Annotated in this window: 17 protein-coding genes; 14 read left to right on the forward strand and 3 right to left on the reverse strand. The window is 63.1% G+C overall.

What is annotated here, in order from left to right; all coding sequences use genetic code 11:
• Positions 1–135 precede the first annotated feature (135 nt).
• Both AACV02_RS10940 and AACV02_RS10945 read right to left on the reverse strand, forming a co-directional pair.
• Positions 136–447: a DUF6124 family protein gene (locus AACV02_RS10940; RefSeq protein WP_256680486.1), complete on the reverse strand. Its 312-nt coding sequence runs from the start codon at positions 445–447 to the stop codon at positions 136–138.
• Between the two features lie 204 nt (positions 448–651).
• On the reverse strand, positions 652–1350 hold the full coding sequence (locus AACV02_RS10945) for a DUF695 domain-containing protein (protein ID WP_256680487.1): 699 nt from the start codon (positions 1348–1350) through the stop codon (positions 652–654).
• Positions 1351–1591: 241 nt separating this feature from the next.
• Between AACV02_RS10945 and phnC the strand changes: the two genes are divergently transcribed.
• The 13 genes from phnC to phnP all read left to right on the forward strand — a co-directional run bounded on the left by phnC (position 1592) and on the right by phnP (position 12041).
• Positions 1592–2425: a phosphonate ABC transporter ATP-binding protein gene (gene phnC / locus AACV02_RS10950; protein ID WP_119739515.1), complete on the forward strand. Its 834-nt coding sequence runs from the start codon at positions 1592–1594 to the stop codon at positions 2423–2425.
• A 32-nt stretch (positions 2426–2457) separates the two neighbouring features.
• Positions 2458–3459, forward strand: coding sequence for a phosphonate ABC transporter substrate-binding protein (gene phnD / locus AACV02_RS10955; RefSeq protein WP_106576784.1), 1002 nt, complete (start codon positions 2458–2460; stop codon positions 3457–3459).
• A gap of 148 nt (positions 3460–3607) precedes the next feature.
• Positions 3608–4390: a phosphonate ABC transporter, permease protein PhnE gene (phnE, locus tag AACV02_RS10960; RefSeq protein ID WP_017136208.1), complete on the forward strand. Its 783-nt coding sequence runs from the start codon at positions 3608–3610 to the stop codon at positions 4388–4390.
• A 36-nt stretch (positions 4391–4426) separates the two neighbouring features.
• Complete coding sequence (gene phnF, locus AACV02_RS10965) at positions 4427–5131, forward strand: phosphonate metabolism transcriptional regulator PhnF (RefSeq protein ID WP_164487918.1); 705 nt, start codon at positions 4427–4429, stop codon at positions 5129–5131.
• 11 nt (positions 5132–5142) lie between these two features.
• Complete coding sequence (gene phnG, locus AACV02_RS10970; RefSeq protein ID WP_119739517.1) at positions 5143–5580, forward strand: phosphonate C-P lyase system protein PhnG; 438 nt, start codon at positions 5143–5145, stop codon at positions 5578–5580.
• Positions 5580–6170, forward strand: coding sequence for a phosphonate C-P lyase system protein PhnH (phnH, locus tag AACV02_RS10975; RefSeq protein ID WP_119739519.1), 591 nt, complete (start codon positions 5580–5582; stop codon positions 6168–6170). Before phnG ends, phnH begins: the two co-directional genes overlap by 1 nt.
• Positions 6170–7246, forward strand: coding sequence for a carbon-phosphorus lyase complex subunit PhnI (locus AACV02_RS10980; protein WP_119739521.1), 1077 nt, complete (start codon positions 6170–6172; stop codon positions 7244–7246). Before phnH ends, AACV02_RS10980 begins: the two co-directional genes overlap by 1 nt.
• The gene (locus AACV02_RS10985) at positions 7239–8105 is read left to right on the forward strand and encodes an alpha-D-ribose 1-methylphosphonate 5-phosphate C-P-lyase PhnJ (RefSeq protein ID WP_119739523.1); all 867 of its coding nucleotides are present in this window, start codon (positions 7239–7241) and stop codon (positions 8103–8105) included. The genes AACV02_RS10980 and AACV02_RS10985 overlap by 8 nt, the downstream gene beginning before the upstream one ends.
• Positions 8066–8875: a phosphonate C-P lyase system protein PhnK gene (gene phnK / locus AACV02_RS10990; protein ID WP_164487974.1), complete on the forward strand. Its 810-nt coding sequence runs from the start codon at positions 8066–8068 to the stop codon at positions 8873–8875. Before AACV02_RS10985 ends, phnK begins: the two co-directional genes overlap by 40 nt.
• Positions 8875–9594: a phosphonate C-P lyase system protein PhnL gene (gene phnL / locus AACV02_RS10995; protein WP_119739525.1), complete on the forward strand. Its 720-nt coding sequence runs from the start codon at positions 8875–8877 to the stop codon at positions 9592–9594. The genes phnK and phnL overlap by 1 nt, the downstream gene beginning before the upstream one ends.
• Entirely contained in the window at positions 9584–10729 is a 1146-nt protein-coding gene (locus AACV02_RS11000; protein ID WP_119739528.1) for an alpha-D-ribose 1-methylphosphonate 5-triphosphate diphosphatase, read from the forward strand. The genes phnL and AACV02_RS11000 overlap by 11 nt, the downstream gene beginning before the upstream one ends.
• A complete protein-coding gene (gene phnN / locus AACV02_RS11005) occupies positions 10729–11301 on the forward strand; it encodes a phosphonate metabolism protein/1,5-bisphosphokinase (PRPP-forming) PhnN (RefSeq protein WP_119739530.1) in 573 nt (190 codons plus the stop codon). Before AACV02_RS11000 ends, phnN begins: the two co-directional genes overlap by 1 nt.
• Complete coding sequence (phnP, locus tag AACV02_RS11010; RefSeq protein WP_119739532.1) at positions 11292–12041, forward strand: phosphonate metabolism protein PhnP; 750 nt, start codon at positions 11292–11294, stop codon at positions 12039–12041. The genes phnN and phnP overlap by 10 nt, the downstream gene beginning before the upstream one ends.
• 113 nt (positions 12042–12154) lie before the next feature.
• Here the strand turns inward: phnP and AACV02_RS11015 are convergent, their stop codons facing one another.
• Positions 12155–12850 (reverse strand): ArsR/SmtB family transcription factor, encoded by a 696-nt coding sequence (locus AACV02_RS11015; protein ID WP_119739534.1) that lies wholly within the window; start codon positions 12848–12850, stop codon positions 12155–12157.
• A gap of 75 nt (positions 12851–12925) precedes the next feature.
• Between AACV02_RS11015 and AACV02_RS11020 the strand changes: the two genes are divergently transcribed.
• Positions 12926–14044: a cytochrome P450 gene (locus tag AACV02_RS11020; RefSeq protein ID WP_119739536.1), complete on the forward strand. Its 1119-nt coding sequence runs from the start codon at positions 12926–12928 to the stop codon at positions 14042–14044.
• Positions 14045–14244 lie beyond the last annotated feature (200 nt).

Consider the following 14244-nt stretch of genomic DNA (forward strand, 5'->3'; position numbering starts at 1 on the left):
GAGAAATCCCCTGATGTACACCACACTCAGTGTGGGAGCTGGCTTGCCTGCGATAGCCGTGTGTCAGCCATAAATCCGTCAGCGGACCCACCGCCATCGCAGGCAAGCCAGCTCCCACAGGGGACCACCGCGCTATCAAGCGGCGGGACACTCCCTATCCAGCACCTGATCTACTGACAGCTGAGCAATCTCAATCATCTGCACCACCGCCAGCACCTGCTTGCGGCCTGTGCCCTCCAAATGCTCGGCACAGTCGTGCGCACACACCGTCGCCGATTCCAGCATTTCGCTGGCAGTGGTCAGGGCAACTTCGATGCTGAGGCCGGGGCGGAGGGTGAAGATGAGGTCGGGTGGTGTATGTGGGGTGGTAGACCGGTCATAGAAACCCGGCAGGCCGAAGCCTCCCGTGCACAGCTGCCACCAAGCAGGTTGGAAAGGGTGAGCCATACGCAGGTTGGTCGACCGGGGAATGGGAGACCCGGCAGGGCTTGGCCCTCCTGCGTACGGCTCGGTCCACATAATGCAGAGCGGTTAAATGACTGAGCGTAGGGAAAGTCTTGTTCAGCTGTCGTTGTACCGATCGTTCCCACGCAGAGTGTGGGAACGATCGGTCGACACTGAATACCTTAAGGCAAGCTGTGTCCGCGATCATCATTCCATGCAGGTTTTGGGTGTGATGCGCAGTGTCCCCGTCTTGACCATGTCGCTGTTCAGCGCGGGCTCTTCAGTCGCCGTGAATATCAGAGGGTAAGGCTCGCTCTTGGCCAGCGCGGCATTCACCCGTGCCATGAACGTCTCTTCACTTTTGGCGTAGAAAATCCACTGCACCTGCTGGTCAGCCGTCACTGTGCACACAAACTTCGCAAGCCCTTGCGCCTCCACGGCCGGCACGACCTGCTGGCGCATTTGGCCCATCCTGTAGACGTCGCCCGGTAAGGGCACGGGGAAAGGTGAGTCGTATTTCCAGGTGATCCTGACCTTGTAAGGCCGCGCCTGTTTTTCAGCGACCGAGATCGAGCGTTCGCCCTGGTAGCTCAGGACCTTGGGCGTTTCCGGGAAGTCGGCTTGCTGATAACCGTCCGGGCCCGCATCAGCCAAAGGTTGGCGACCGGGCGTCGTGTCGAGCACGGCGAGGACGTCCTTGAGCATTTTCGCTTTTTGCGCTTGCCGGTCGGCCACGCAACGCTCGAATGCCGCACTTGCTGCAGACCCTTTATCCAAGCACTGATCGCGTACAGCCACCGGCGGTGGTTGAGGGGCAGGGGTGGCGCAACCCGCGAGGAGCAGGCTGGCGAGCGTCAGCCCACACAGTCGGTGATAGGCCAGAGGACGTGTTTGGTCAGTGAACATCCGTGTTTTTCCTTTAACGCTACGGGAGTGCCATCAAATAGTGGCTAGTTGATAGCGCGGAGTGTGCCAGACGTCTTCGCCGCAGACCACTGGATACCCACCTCCAACCTTTCACAAAACCTTCATCAAACCGGCGCCCGCCAGTCATGTGCAAGTAATAGCACTGACACCTGGCGCGCCTACTGTCGTTTGAACTCAACCGCAGCCATCCCCTGGCTGTTCAAACCAGACAGAGATGCCCATGACTCACGCTATCCATGTCGATCACTTGAACAAGACCTTTGCGAAGAAATCCGCACTGGTCGACCTCGAACTCACCATTGCTGCCGGTGAGATGGTCGCGCTGATTGGCGCTTCCGGGTCCGGCAAGTCCACGTTGCTGCGCCACTTGGCAGGCCTGGCCTGTTGCGACAAAAGCAACGGCGGCAGCGTCAAGGTGCTGGGCCGGGAGGTACAGGCCAGTGGACGGTTGAATGGCAAGGTGCGGCGGCTGCGTGCAGACATCGGCTACATCTTCCAGCAGTTCAACCTGGTCAATCGCCTGAGCGTGCTCGACAACGTGCTGCTCGGTTGCCTGGGCCGCATGCCGCGCTGGCGCGGCAACCTGGGTTTGTTCAATGCCGAGGAAAAGGCCTTTGCCCTCGAATCCCTCGCCCGTGTTGGCCTGGCCGATCTGGCCGCGCAACGTGCGTCGACCTTGTCCGGCGGTCAGCAACAGCGCGTGGCGATTGCCCGTGCCTTGACCCAGCGCGCCGAAGTGATTCTGGCCGATGAGCCTATCGCGTCGCTGGACCCTGAGTCGGCGCGCAAGGTCATGGAGATCCTCGCCGACATCAACCGCCGCGACGGCAAGACCGTGGTGGTGACCCTGCATCAAGTCGATTACGCCATGCGTTATTGCCCGCGGGCTGTGGCCCTCAAAGGTGGACGGATTCATTTCGACGGGCAGGGCAGCGCCATGAGCAGCCAGTTCCTCAACGATTTGTACGGTGCCGACGTCGACACCAGCCTGATGTTTTCCGACCAGACCCGCCACACCGACGTTACCCCTCGGCTGGCCCTGGCGCGCGCTTGAAACCCTACTCACGACCCACAGGAATTCCTTCCATGTTGAACCGTATCGGCCACGTGTTTCTGTCTGCGGTGTTGCTGGCCGGCGTCGCACTGGGCAACGCCCAGGCCGCCGACAAAACCATCAACTTCGGCATCATGTCCACCGAGTCCTCGCAGAACCTCAAGAGCATCTGGCAACCGTTTCTGGATGACATGCACAAGAAGACCGGCCTGACCATCAACGCCACGTTCGCCTCCGACTACGCCGGGCTGATCCAGGGCATGCGCTTCAACAAGGTCGACGTGGCCTGGCTGGGCAACAAGGCGGCGATGGAAGCCGTGGACCGCTCCAACGGCGAGATCTTCGCCCAGACCGCCGCCGCCAACGGTGCCGCCGGTTACTGGAGCGTGCTGATCGTGCGCAAGGACAGCCCGATCAACAACGTTGACGACATGCTCAAGAACGCCAAGAACCTGACCTTCGGCAACGGCGACCCGAACTCCACCTCGGGCTACCTGGTGCCGGGCTACTACGTGTTTGCCAAGAACAATGTGGATGCCGCCACCGCATTCAAACGCACGCTGAACTCCAGCCATGAAGTCAACGCACTCAGCGTGGCCAAAGGGCAGTTGGACGTTGCCACCTTCAACACCGAAAGCTGGGACCGCCTTGAAGTCACCCAGCCGGACAAGGCCGCCATGCTCAAGGTGATCTGGAAATCGCCGCTGATCCCGGCTGACCCGATGGTGTGGAGCAAGGCGCTGAGCGACAGCGAGAAGACCAAGATCCGCGATTTCTTCGCCCACTACGGCGACACCGATGAAGAGAAGGCCGTGCTGAAGAACATGCAGCTGGGCAAGTTCCTGCCGTCGAGCGATGACCAGCTGTTGCCGATCCGCCAGCTGGAGCTGTTCAAGCAGCGCACCACCATCAGCGCTGACGACCACCTCGAAGCCGCTGACAAGGCCAAGAAGCTGGCGGACATCGACGCCGACCTGGCCAAGCTGCAGCAGCGCATCACCGAGCTGGACAAGAAGACTGCAGCCAACGGCTAACCCCTGTAGGAACCGGGCTCTATGTGGGAGCGGGCTTGCTCGCGAAGACGGTGTGTCATTCAACGCATCCGGCGACTGATTCACCGCCTTCGCGAGCAAGCCCGCTCCCACTTCAAGCCCGGTTCCAACCCTACACCGAGAGTGACCCATGACAACTCTGCACGCTGAAGCTGTAGGCAAACGCACTTGGCCGCAATACCTCGGCTGGGGCCTGTTCCTGGTCCTGCTGGCCTGGGCCTGGCACGGCGCGGAGATGAACCCGCTGGCGCTGTACCGCGACTCTGGAAACATGGCGACCTTCGCCGCCGACTTCTTTCCGCCCGACTTCCACGAATGGCGCTCCTACCTCAAAGAGATGATCGTCACCGTGCAAATCGCCCTCTGGGGCACGGTGCTGGCGATCGTGTGCTCGGTGCCACTGGGCATCCTGTGCGCTGACAACATCACCCCCTGGTGGGTGCACCAACCGCTGCGCCGGGTGATGGATGCGTTCCGCTCCATCAATGAAATGGTGTTCGCCATGTTGTTCGTGGTCGCCGTCGGCCTCGGTCCTTTCGCGGGCGTTCTGGCCCTGTGGATCAGCACCACCGGCGTGCTCGCCAAGCTGTTTGCCGAAGCCGTCGAAGCCATTGACCCAGGCCCGGTCGAAGGCGTGCGCGCCACCGGCGCGAGCGCCTTGCAGGAAGTGATCTACGGCGTGATCCCGCAAGTGATGCCGCTGTGGGTGAGCTACGCGCTGTATCGCTTCGAAGCCAATGTGCGTTCGGCCACGGTGGTCGGCATGGTCGGCGCCGGCGGCATCGGCGTGATCCTCTGGGAAAACATCCGCGCCTTCCAGTTCGTCCAGACCTGCGCGGTGCTGCTGGTGATCATCGTTGTCGTGAGCTGTATCGACGTGCTGTCCCAACGCCTGCGCAAGCAGTTCATCTGACGCCAGAGGGGTGCCCGCGCGGCGCTTTTTTTAAGCATGCAGTTGTCTAGACAAGATGAGCCGGTGTACCGCGAACTCGCGGACATCCTGCGCCGTGAACTGAGCAGCTACCAGGCCGGCGACTTCCTGCCCGGCGAGGTGCACATGGCCGAGCGTTTTGGCGTCAACCGCCATACTTTGCGCCGTGCCATCGACGAACTGGTGTTCGAAGGCAGCCTGTTGCGCCGCCAGGGCAAGGGCACTCAGGTGCTGGACCGCCCGCTGATTTACCCGATGGGCGCCGAGACGTCCTACAGCCAATCGCTGTCGGCTCAGGGAATGGGCGTGCAGGCGGTGCTGCTCAAGCGCCGCTACTGCTACGCCAGCCGAGACGAAGCGCTGCAGTTGGGCATCGCCGAAATGGCGCCGATGATCGAACTGCAAACCCTGCGCAAGCTCGACCACCAGCCCGTCAGCCTGATCCGCCATCGCTACTGCGCCAGCCGCGCGCCGCTGCTGGCCGATTACACCGGCGGCTCGTTGCGCCAGTACTTGCGCGAGCGGGACTTGCCACTGACCCGCACCCAAAGCCTGATCGGCGCGCGTTTGCCCAACCGTGACGAAGCCGCGCTGCTGATGATGCCCCGGCACTTGCCGGCCCTCACCGTATTCACCCTTTCCCGCGATCGCGACGGCCGCCCGGTGGAGCTGGCGCAGTCCACCAGCCGTTCGGATCGCTTCCAGTACCAAGTGGTGACCTGATGGAGACCCCGATGAACCTGTCCCCGCGTCAGCATTGGATGGGTGTGCTTGCCCGCGCCCAACTCAATGAATTGCAACCTCACGAAGCGGCTTTGAAGGACGCCGAGTACCAGCTGATTCGCGCCCCTGAAATCGGCATGACGTTAGTGCGTGGCCGCATGGGCGGGGATGGCGCCGCCTTCAACGTCGGTGAAATGAGCGTGACCCGTTGCGTGGTGCGCCTGGCTGACGGCCGCACCGGCTACAGCTATTTGGCCGGGCGCGACAAAGCCCGCGCCGAGTTGGCCGCCTTGGCCGACGCGCACCTGCAAGGCACGCAACCGAGCCTGTGGCTCAGCGATTTGATCACGGCGCTGGCCGCTGCCCAAGCCAAACGCCGCGCGCAAAAAGAAGCCGACACTGCCGCCACCAAGGTCGAGTTCTTCACCTTGGTGCGAGGAGAAAACTGATGAATGCGCACCTGTTGCAACCGGCGTTTGTCGACCCGGTACTCGATGCCCAGCGCGGTTTTCGCGCGGCGCTCAAAGCCCTGGCCGAACCGGGCCTGATCCAGCACTTGCCTTCAGCGCCGCGCCTGGATGGCCTGGCACCCGCCACCTACGCACTGTGCCTGGCGCTGCTGGATGGGGACACGCCAGTGTGGCTGGCGCCGAGCTTCGACACGCCGCTGATCCGCGCCAACCTGGCCTTTCACTGCGGCTGCCCACTGACGGATAAGCGCGAAGAAGCGGCCTTTGCGTTGCTCGGCGAACAAGACCTGCTCGACCTCAGCGGCTTCGACCACGGTAACGACCGTTACCCCGACCAGTCCTGCACCTTGCTGGTTCAGCTTACCGATCTGGAGTCCGGTCGCGGCCTGCACTGGCATGGCCCCGGCATCAAGACGCAACGCCGGGTGAACCTGCCGGTGCCGCAGGATTTCTGGCTGGAACGCCAACGCCGCGAAGCCTTCCCGCGTGGCCTGGACGTGGTGTTCAGCGCAGGTCATCACCTGATTGGCCTGCCACGCAGCAGCCGCATTGCACAGGAGCACGCCTGATGTACGTAGCCGTCAAAGGTGGCGAGCAAGCCATCGACAATGCCCACCGCCTGCTGGCGAAAAAACGCCGGGGCGATACCGCCATTCCCGAACTCAGCGTTGCACAAATCCGCGAACAACTGCCGTTGGCCGTGGCGCGGGTGATGACCGAAGGCTCGCTGTTCGACGAAGAACTTGCCGCGCTGGCGATCAAGCAAGCGGCGGGCGACCTGGTGGAAGCAATCTTCTTGCTGCGCGCCTACCGCACCACGCTGCCGCGCTTCAGCCCGAGCCTGCCGATTGATACGGCGCACATGGTATTGAGTCGACGCCTGTCGGCCACCTTCAAAGACGTGCCCGGCGGCCAGTTGCTCGGCCCGACCTTCGATTACACCCACCGGCTGCTGGATTTTTCGCTGCTGGCCGAAGGTACATACCCAGGCCCACAAACCACGGCGGATGCGCGCATCGAAGCCTGCCCACGGGTGCTCGGTTTGCTCGCCAAAGAAGGCCTGATCCAAAACGAAGCTGACGACAACGCCAGCGTCGCCGACATCACCCGCGACCCGCTGGAATACCCGGCCAGCCGCGCCGAGCGCCTGCAAGCCCTGGCCCGTGGCGATGAGGGGTTTCTGTTGGCGCTGGGTTACTCGACCCAACGTGGCTATGGCCGCAATCACCCGTTTGCCGGCGAGATTCGCATCGGCGACGTAGAGGTGTGGATCGACCCCGAAGAACTGGGCTTCCCGGTGTGCCTGGGCAGCATCGAAGTGACCGAGTGCGAGATGGTCAACCAGTTCGTTGGTTCGGCCACGCAGCTGGCGCAGTTCACGCGTGGCTATGGCCTGGCGTTCGGGCATGCCGAGCGCAAGGCCATGGGCATGGCGTTGGTCGACCGCTCGCTGCGCGCCGAGGAATACAACGAAGAGGTGGTGTCGCCGGCTCAGCGCGAAGAGTTCGTGCTGGCCCATTGCGACAACGTCGAAGCCGCGGGCTTTGTTTCGCACCTCAAATTGCCTCACTACGTGGACTTCCAGTCCGAGCTGGAACTGATCCGCAAACTGCGCCAACCGGCCGAGGGCACGCGCCATGAATGACCTGACTCAAACACCTGCGCGTGACCCGGCGTACAACTTTGCCTACCTCGACGAGCAGACCAAACGCATGATCCGCCGCGCCTTGCTCAAGGCCGTGGCGATCCCCGGTTACCAAGTGCCCTTCGGGGGCCGCGAGATGCCGTTGCCGTACGGCTGGGGCACCGGCGGCATGCAATTGACCGCCGCGATCCTCGGCGCCGATGACGTGCTCAAGGTCATCGACCAGGGCGCCGACGACACCACCAACGCCGTGTCGATCCGGCGCTTCTTTGCGCGCACGGCCGGTGTCGCCACCACCGAAGCCACGCCGGAGGCGACCGTGATCCAGACCCGCCACCGCATCCCGGAAACGCCGCTGCAGGCCGACCAGATCATGGTCTACCAAGTGCCCATCCCGGAGCCACTGCGCTTTATCGAACCGTCGGAAACCGAGACGCGCACCATGCACGCGCTTAACGATTACGGGGTGATGCACGTAAAACTCTACGAAGACATCGCCACTTTCGGCCACATTGCCACCAGCTACGCCTACCCGGTAATGGTCGATGAGCGCTACGTGATGGACCCATCGCCGATCCCCAAATTCGACAACCCCAAGCTCGACATGAGCCCGGCGCTGATGCTGTTTGGCGCCGGGCGTGAAAAGCGCCTCTACGCAGTGCCGCCGTACACCCAAGTCACCAGCCTCGACTTTGAAGACCACCCGTTCGAGGTGCAGAAGTGGGCACACAACTGCGCGATCTGCGGCAGCCATGAGTCGTTTCTCGATGAGCTGATTCTCGACGACGCCGGTACCCAGAGTTTTGTGTGTTCCGACACCTGGTATTGCGCCCAGCGCGTGAAGGAGAACAACCAGTGAGCCAGCCGTTATTGCACGTGCGCGACCTGTCTTTGCTCTACGGCCCGGAAAAGGGCTGCCAGGGCGTGAGTTTTGATCTGTACCCCGGCGAAGTACTGGGGATTGTCGGCGAGTCCGGCTCAGGCAAATCCACCTTGCTCTCGCTGCTGAGCGGGCGTTTGCCACCGCAAGCCGGGAGCATTGGCTACCGCAGCAAGGACGGTGAATGGCTCGACCTCTACAGCGCCAGCGAAGCCGAGCGCCGCACCTTGCTGCGCACCGAGTGGGGCTTTGTCGAGCAGAACCCCCGTGACGGCCTGCGCATGGGGGTGTCGGCCGGCGCCAATATTGGCGAGCGTCTGATGGCCCAGGGCGTGCGCAACTATGCGCAACTGCGCGGCGCCGGTCTGGATTGGCTGGGCCAGGTGGAAATCGACCCGCAGCGCATCGATGACCTGCCGCGCACCTTCTCGGGCGGCATGCAGCAGCGCCTGCAAATCGCCCGCAACCTCGTCTCCAGCCCACGCCTTGTGTTCATGGACGAACCCACCGGCGGTCTGGACGTGTCGGTGCAAGCGCGTTTGCTCGACCTGCTGCGCGGCCTGGTGCGTGAGCTGGATTTGGCGGTGGTGATTGTCACTCATGACCTGGCCGTGGCCCGTCTGTTGGCCGACCGCCTGATGGTGATGCGCCGTTCGCGCGTGGTGGAAACGGGGCTCACCGACCAGATCCTCGACGATCCACAGCACCCTTACTCTCAACTGCTGGTGTCTTCGGTATTGCAGCCATGATGAATGCCTTGATCGAGGTTCGCGACCTCTCGAAAACCTTCACCTTGCACCAGCAGAACGGCGTAGTGCTCAACGTGCTGCGCGGCGTGGATTTCAGCGTGCAGGGCGGCGAATGCCTGGTGCTGCACGGCCAGTCCGGCGCGGGTAAAAGCACCTTGCTGCGCACGCTGTACGGCAACTATCTGCCGGCAGGTGGCAGCATTCGCGTAAGGCATGCCGGTGAGTGGCTGGAGCTGGTGGGCGCCGAGCCGCGTGACATTTTGCAGGTGCGCCAGCAAACCCTGGGTTACGTCAGTCAATTCTTGCGGGTGATCCCACGCGTGGCCTGCCTGGACGTGGTGATGGAGCCCGCGCTCGCCCGTGGTTGGTCGAAGGCCAATGCGCAGTCCCGCGCCGAACACTTGCTGACACGCCTGAATATTCCCCAACGCCTGTGGCAACTGGCGCCCGGCACCTTCTCCGGTGGCGAGCAACAGCGCGTGAATATCGCCCGTGGCTTCATGGTCGACTGGCCGGTGATGCTGCTGGACGAACCCACCGCGTCCCTGGACGACAACAATCGCCAGGTGGTGCTGGAACTGATGAACGAAGCCAAGGCTGGCGGCGCAGCACTGATCGGCATTTTCCACGACCGCGCCGCCCGTGAAGCGGTTGCCGACCGCCATTTCGACATGACCCCCACGCCCGTTGCCGCAGAGGAATACGCCCATGCCCGCTGAACAGATCCTCAGTAATGCCCAGGTCGTTACGGCTGAGCGTGTGTTCCTCGGTTCGGTGGTGTTGCGCGACGGCCAGATCGTCGACATTGCCGAAGGCCGCAGCCAGTTGCCCCAGGCCCAGGACCTGGGCGGTGATTGCCTGCTGCCGGGGCTGGTGGAGTTGCACACCGACAACCTGGAAAAACACATGACCCCGCGCCCCGGCGTGGACTGGCCGTCGACCTCGGCGGTGCTCAGCCATGACGCGCAGATCATCGCGGCGGGCATCACCACGGTGTTCGACGCGGTGTCCATCGGCGATGTGAACCCCAAGGGCAACCGCATGAAGAAACTGCCGGCGATGCTCGACGCCATCGCCTCGGCTGAAGGCGCCGGGCTGACCCGCGCCGAGCACCACTTGCACCTGCGCTGCGAGCTGTGCCACCCGGACACCCTGAGCGTGTTCCGCGACCTGGTGGAAAACCCGCTGGTGCGTCTGGTGTCGGTGATGGACCATTCGCCGGGCCAGCGCCAGTTCGTGCTCGAAGCCAAGTACCGTGAGTACTACATGGGCAAGTACCACCTCAACGACGAAACCATGGACGCGTTTATCGTGTTGCAAATGGCCAACTCCCGCGAGTACAGCGACCGCTATCGCGCGGCCATCGTCGAGCATTGCCTGGGGCGTGGGTTGTCGGTAGCCAGCCACGATGACGCCACGTTGGCGCATGTTGAAGAGTCGGCGCGCTACGGCATGACCATTGCCGAATTCCCCACTACGCTTGAAGCAGCCCAGGGCTGCCGGGCGCTGAACATGAAAGTGTTGATGGGTGCGCCGAACGTGGTGCGCGGCGGGTCACACTCGGGTAATGTGGCCGCCGCCGGCCTGGCTGCGCAGGGATTGCTGGATATACTTTCCAGCGACTACTACCCGGCCAGCCTGTTGCAGGCCGCGTTCGTGCTGGCCGATGAGCAGGACGGCGGCGACCTGGCGCGCGCGGTCAAGATGATCAGCCGGGCACCGGCGCACGCGGCGGGCCTGACCGATCGCGGTGAAATTGCGGTGGGCCTGCGCGCTGACCTGGTCCAGGCCAAACGCCGCGAAGGGCTGCCCGTGGTGCAACAAGTGTGGCGACAAGCGAAGAGGGTGTTTTGATGGCAGGCAGGTTGATCTATCTCATCGGGCCATCGGGTTCGGGCAAGGACAGCCTGCTGGATGCCGCCCGCCCGCGCTTGGCCGAGCGCGGCTGCCGCATTGTGCGGCGGGTGATCACCCGTTCGGCCGAAGCGGTGGGCGAGGCGGCCCAGGGTGTGAGCCCGGAGCAGTTCGCCGCGATGCAGGCCGAGGGCGCGTTTGCCCTCAGTTGGCACGCCAATGGGTTGTCGTACGGCATCCCGCGTGTGATCGACGACTGGCTGGCGGCGGGGGAAGACGTGCTGGTCAATGGGTCCCGCGCGCACCTGGCGCAAACCCGCGAACGCTATCCCTCGGTGCTGGTGCTGTTGCTGACGGTCGATCAAACCGTGTTGCGCCAGCGCTTGATCGCGCGGGGGCGTGAGTCGTTGGCCGATATCGAGGAGCGCCTGGCACGCAATGCGCGGTTCACCGCAGACCTGATTGCCGGCAATGGTGCGGGGCTGCTGGTGCTGGATAACTCCGGCCCGCTGGTGCATACCGTCGAGCGCTTGCTGTGCTGCCTGGATCACGGGCGCTCGGCATGCGCCTGACCTTGCTTGGCACCGGTGACGCGCGGCAAGTTCCGGTGTACGGCTGCGAATGCGCTGCCTGCGCCCTGGCGCGCAGCGATGATGGGTTACGCCGCCGACCGTGCAGCGCGTTGATCGAATGTGGCGACCAGCGCTGGTTGATCGACAGCGGTTTGCCGGACCTGACCGAACGCTTCCCGCCGCGCAGTTTCAACGGGATTTTCCAGACCCACTACCACGCTGACCATGCGCAAGGTTTGCTGCATTTGCGCTGGGGCCAGGGGCTGGTGATTCCGGTGCACGGGCCGGCGGACCCGCAAGGGTTGTCCGACCTTTACAAGCACCCGGGGATTCTGGATTTCAGCCAGCCGTTTGGCGCATTCGAAACCCGCGAATTTGGCGAGTTGCGCGTGACGGCGCTGCCATTGCAGCACTCCAAACCCACCTTTGGTTATCTGCTGGAAGGCGAAGGTCGGCGCATCGCCTACCTCACCGACACGGTCGGCCTGCCGCCTGCCACGCTGGCCTGGCTGCAACGCGCGCCATTGGAGGTGTTGGTGCTCGATTGCTCCATGCCGCCGCAGCCCCAGGCACCGCGCAATCACAATGACGTGACGCTGGCATTGCGCAGCATTGAGCAAACAGGTGCGCAATTGGGCGTACTGACGCACGTGGGGCATACGCTGGACGCGTGGTTGCTGGAACATCGGCGCGAGTTGCCCAGGCATGTGACAGTGGCGTGGGATGGCCGGGTGCTTTGAACACGGCATGACGTCTGTGGGAGCGGGCTTGCTCGCGAATGCGGTGTGTCAGTTGAGGGATTCTTCACTGACCCAGCGCTTTCGCGAGCAAGCCCGCTCCCACATTGTGATTTTTATTGTCTGCAGATATCCATTCCAAATCGGCTTGCCAGCGCCTTGCGTCCCTTGGCCGTCAACCCCAACGCGCGACTGTCCAGGTCCTGGGTCACCCATCCACGGCGGATAACATTTTGCAGCAATGCTGCGCCCAAAGCACCGGCCAGGTGCGGGCGGCGCATGCTCCAGTCCAGGCACGAACAGGCGAAACGTCGGCGCTGCGTGCGCAGTGCGGGCACATCGATGCCCAGCTCGGTCATGGCTTGTTCACCCGCCGCGCTCAGCTGGTAAGCGCCGTCGCCCGTCAACCAGCCGCAAGCGATGAAATGGTCGTGCAGGTGTACGGCCAGGGTACCGGCCATGTGGTCGTAACAGGTGCGCGCAAACTGCAAACGCGTGGGCGTGGTCGAGACGAAACCCCTGCTGGTGTGGCGGCTGATCACCATCAGGCCCTCGATGGCCTGCGCCACGTGCGGCCCAGCCAGGCTGTAATAGCGATGACGTCCCTGGGTGTGCAGCGTAAGCAGGCCATCGTTCTTGAGCCTGGCCAAATGGGCACTGGCGGTCGAGGCGCTGACCTGGGCAATTGCCGCCATCTCGGTGCTGGTTCTTGCGTGGCCATCCATCAGCGAACAGAGCATTTTCGTTCGTGCGGGCTCCGCAATCGCACCCGCCACGTGTGAAAGCGCCGTGTCCTCGTCCTGAGCGTGCATATTTCGTTCCTGAGCGAATCGTTGCCGTGTGAGAGGGCAGATAGTAACGCTTCTTTTGCAAACAGGACGTGCCCGATGACACCGCTGCAAGCCGCGACCCATGCCGACCCTTACGCCTATTACGCGGCCCTCAGGCGCAACGATGAGCTGTCGTTCGATGCTGAACTGGGACTGTGGATCGCCAGTAGCGCCAGGACTGTCGAGGCCGTGCTGACGCACCCTGACTGCCTGGTACGCCCGTCACACGAGCCGGTGCCTGAGGCGATCGCGAACGGCGCGGCGGGTCAGGTGTTCGCCAGGTTGATGCGCATGAACGAGGGCGCGGCCCACCAGTGCCCCAGGGCGGTGGTCGAACCTGCACTGGCCAGGTTGGACGCGGTGCATATCGCCAGGGTGGTGAGGCAAGTCAGCAGGCGCCTGCACAGCCTCGACGAGTGGATGTTTACATTGCCGGTCGCTGTGGTGGGTTCGCTGCTGGGTGTGCCTGGCGAGCGGTTGCACAGAGTCGCCGCGTTGACCCGGGATTTTGTCGCGTGTCTTTCGCCGCTGAGCAGCCAGGTTCATTTGCGCGCCGCCGATGCTGGCGCTGTACACCTGGGGCAGCTGTTCGGCACGGTGCTCAAGCAGACCGGGTTGCTCAAGCAGCTTCTCCACGGCGAGTGGGGTGACCCGAATGCACTGACGCCTAACCTGATCGGCTTGCTCTCCCAGACGTGTGAAGCGAGTGCCGGCCTGATTGGCAATACGCTGGTCACACTCGCCCGGCGGCCTGACCTGCTGGCGCACATCCAGCGCATGCCGGCCCTGGTGCCCGCGCTGGTGGAGGAGGTGGCCCGCTATGACTCGCCGGTGCAGAACACGCGGCGATTTGCGGCCGGGCCCTGCTCGATTGGCAATCGCTTTCTAGAGAAGGGCGATACCGTTCTCGTGTTGCTGGCCGCTGCGAACCGGGACCCCGATGCAAACCCTGACCCGGACAGCATTCTGCTTGAGCGACCCGGCCGGCGCTTGTTCAGCTTTGGCGTTGGCAAACACCACTGCCCTGGCCAAGCGCTCGCGTTGAACATCGCATCGCAAGCGCTGCGCGAATTATTGCGCCAGCCGAGCGTCTGGGCCGATGCTCGCCAATGCGGTTACTGGCCGTCGCTGAATGGGCGCATCCCGCGGTTTGAATGTGCAGGCCTATATCCGTAACGCGAGCCGCTTCCGATCAAGTGTGTAGGGCTTTGTTTCCATGCCGAGTTTGACGCGTGAGGGTTTTCTAAACTTTATATGTTTTACAGTGTTTTAAAGTCCGTGTTTTCGGGCGAGGGTTTGAGCGTGTAGTGCGCGTATATGATTATTCTTGTGTGTGGATGTGAAGTGTATGTATCCAGTTGTTATATGTTTGGGCG

The sequence above is a fragment of the Pseudomonas sp. Larv2_ips genome (genome assembly GCF_963879675.1).
Lineage (GTDB): Bacteria > Pseudomonadota > Gammaproteobacteria > Pseudomonadales > Pseudomonadaceae > Aquipseudomonas.

What these genes read in the sequence shown, in the direction of transcription:
- phnL (WP_119739525.1), top strand. Translation starts at nt 8,875, where the DNA reads ATGAATGCCTTGATCGAGGTTCGCGACCTCTCGAAAACCTTCACCTTG.
- AACV02_RS11015 (WP_119739534.1), bottom strand. Translation starts at nt 12,850, where the DNA reads ATGCACGCTCAGGACGAGGACACGGCGCTTTCACACGTGGCGGGTGCG.
- phnD (WP_106576784.1), top strand. Translation starts at nt 2,458, where the DNA reads ATGTTGAACCGTATCGGCCACGTGTTTCTGTCTGCGGTGTTGCTGGCC.
- AACV02_RS11020 (WP_119739536.1), top strand. Translation starts at nt 12,926, where the DNA reads ATGACACCGCTGCAAGCCGCGACCCATGCCGACCCTTACGCCTATTAC.
- AACV02_RS10980 (WP_119739521.1), top strand. Translation starts at nt 6,170, where the DNA reads ATGTACGTAGCCGTCAAAGGTGGCGAGCAAGCCATCGACAATGCCCAC.
- phnG (WP_119739517.1), top strand. Translation starts at nt 5,143, where the DNA reads ATGAACCTGTCCCCGCGTCAGCATTGGATGGGTGTGCTTGCCCGCGCC.
- phnC (WP_119739515.1), top strand. Translation starts at nt 1,592, where the DNA reads ATGACTCACGCTATCCATGTCGATCACTTGAACAAGACCTTTGCGAAG.
- AACV02_RS10945 (WP_256680487.1), bottom strand. Translation starts at nt 1,350, where the DNA reads ATGTTCACTGACCAAACACGTCCTCTGGCCTATCACCGACTGTGTGGG.
- phnH (WP_119739519.1), top strand. Translation starts at nt 5,580, where the DNA reads ATGAATGCGCACCTGTTGCAACCGGCGTTTGTCGACCCGGTACTCGAT.
- AACV02_RS11000 (WP_119739528.1), top strand. Translation starts at nt 9,584, where the DNA reads ATGCCCGCTGAACAGATCCTCAGTAATGCCCAGGTCGTTACGGCTGAG.
- phnE (WP_017136208.1), top strand. Translation starts at nt 3,608, where the DNA reads ATGACAACTCTGCACGCTGAAGCTGTAGGCAAACGCACTTGGCCGCAA.
- AACV02_RS10985 (WP_119739523.1), top strand. Translation starts at nt 7,239, where the DNA reads ATGAATGACCTGACTCAAACACCTGCGCGTGACCCGGCGTACAACTTT.
- phnP (WP_119739532.1), top strand. Translation starts at nt 11,292, where the DNA reads ATGCGCCTGACCTTGCTTGGCACCGGTGACGCGCGGCAAGTTCCGGTG.
- AACV02_RS10940 (WP_256680486.1), bottom strand. Translation starts at nt 447, where the DNA reads ATGGCTCACCCTTTCCAACCTGCTTGGTGGCAGCTGTGCACGGGAGGC.
- phnN (WP_119739530.1), top strand. Translation starts at nt 10,729, where the DNA reads ATGGCAGGCAGGTTGATCTATCTCATCGGGCCATCGGGTTCGGGCAAG.
- phnF (WP_164487918.1), top strand. Translation starts at nt 4,427, where the DNA reads ATGCAGTTGTCTAGACAAGATGAGCCGGTGTACCGCGAACTCGCGGAC.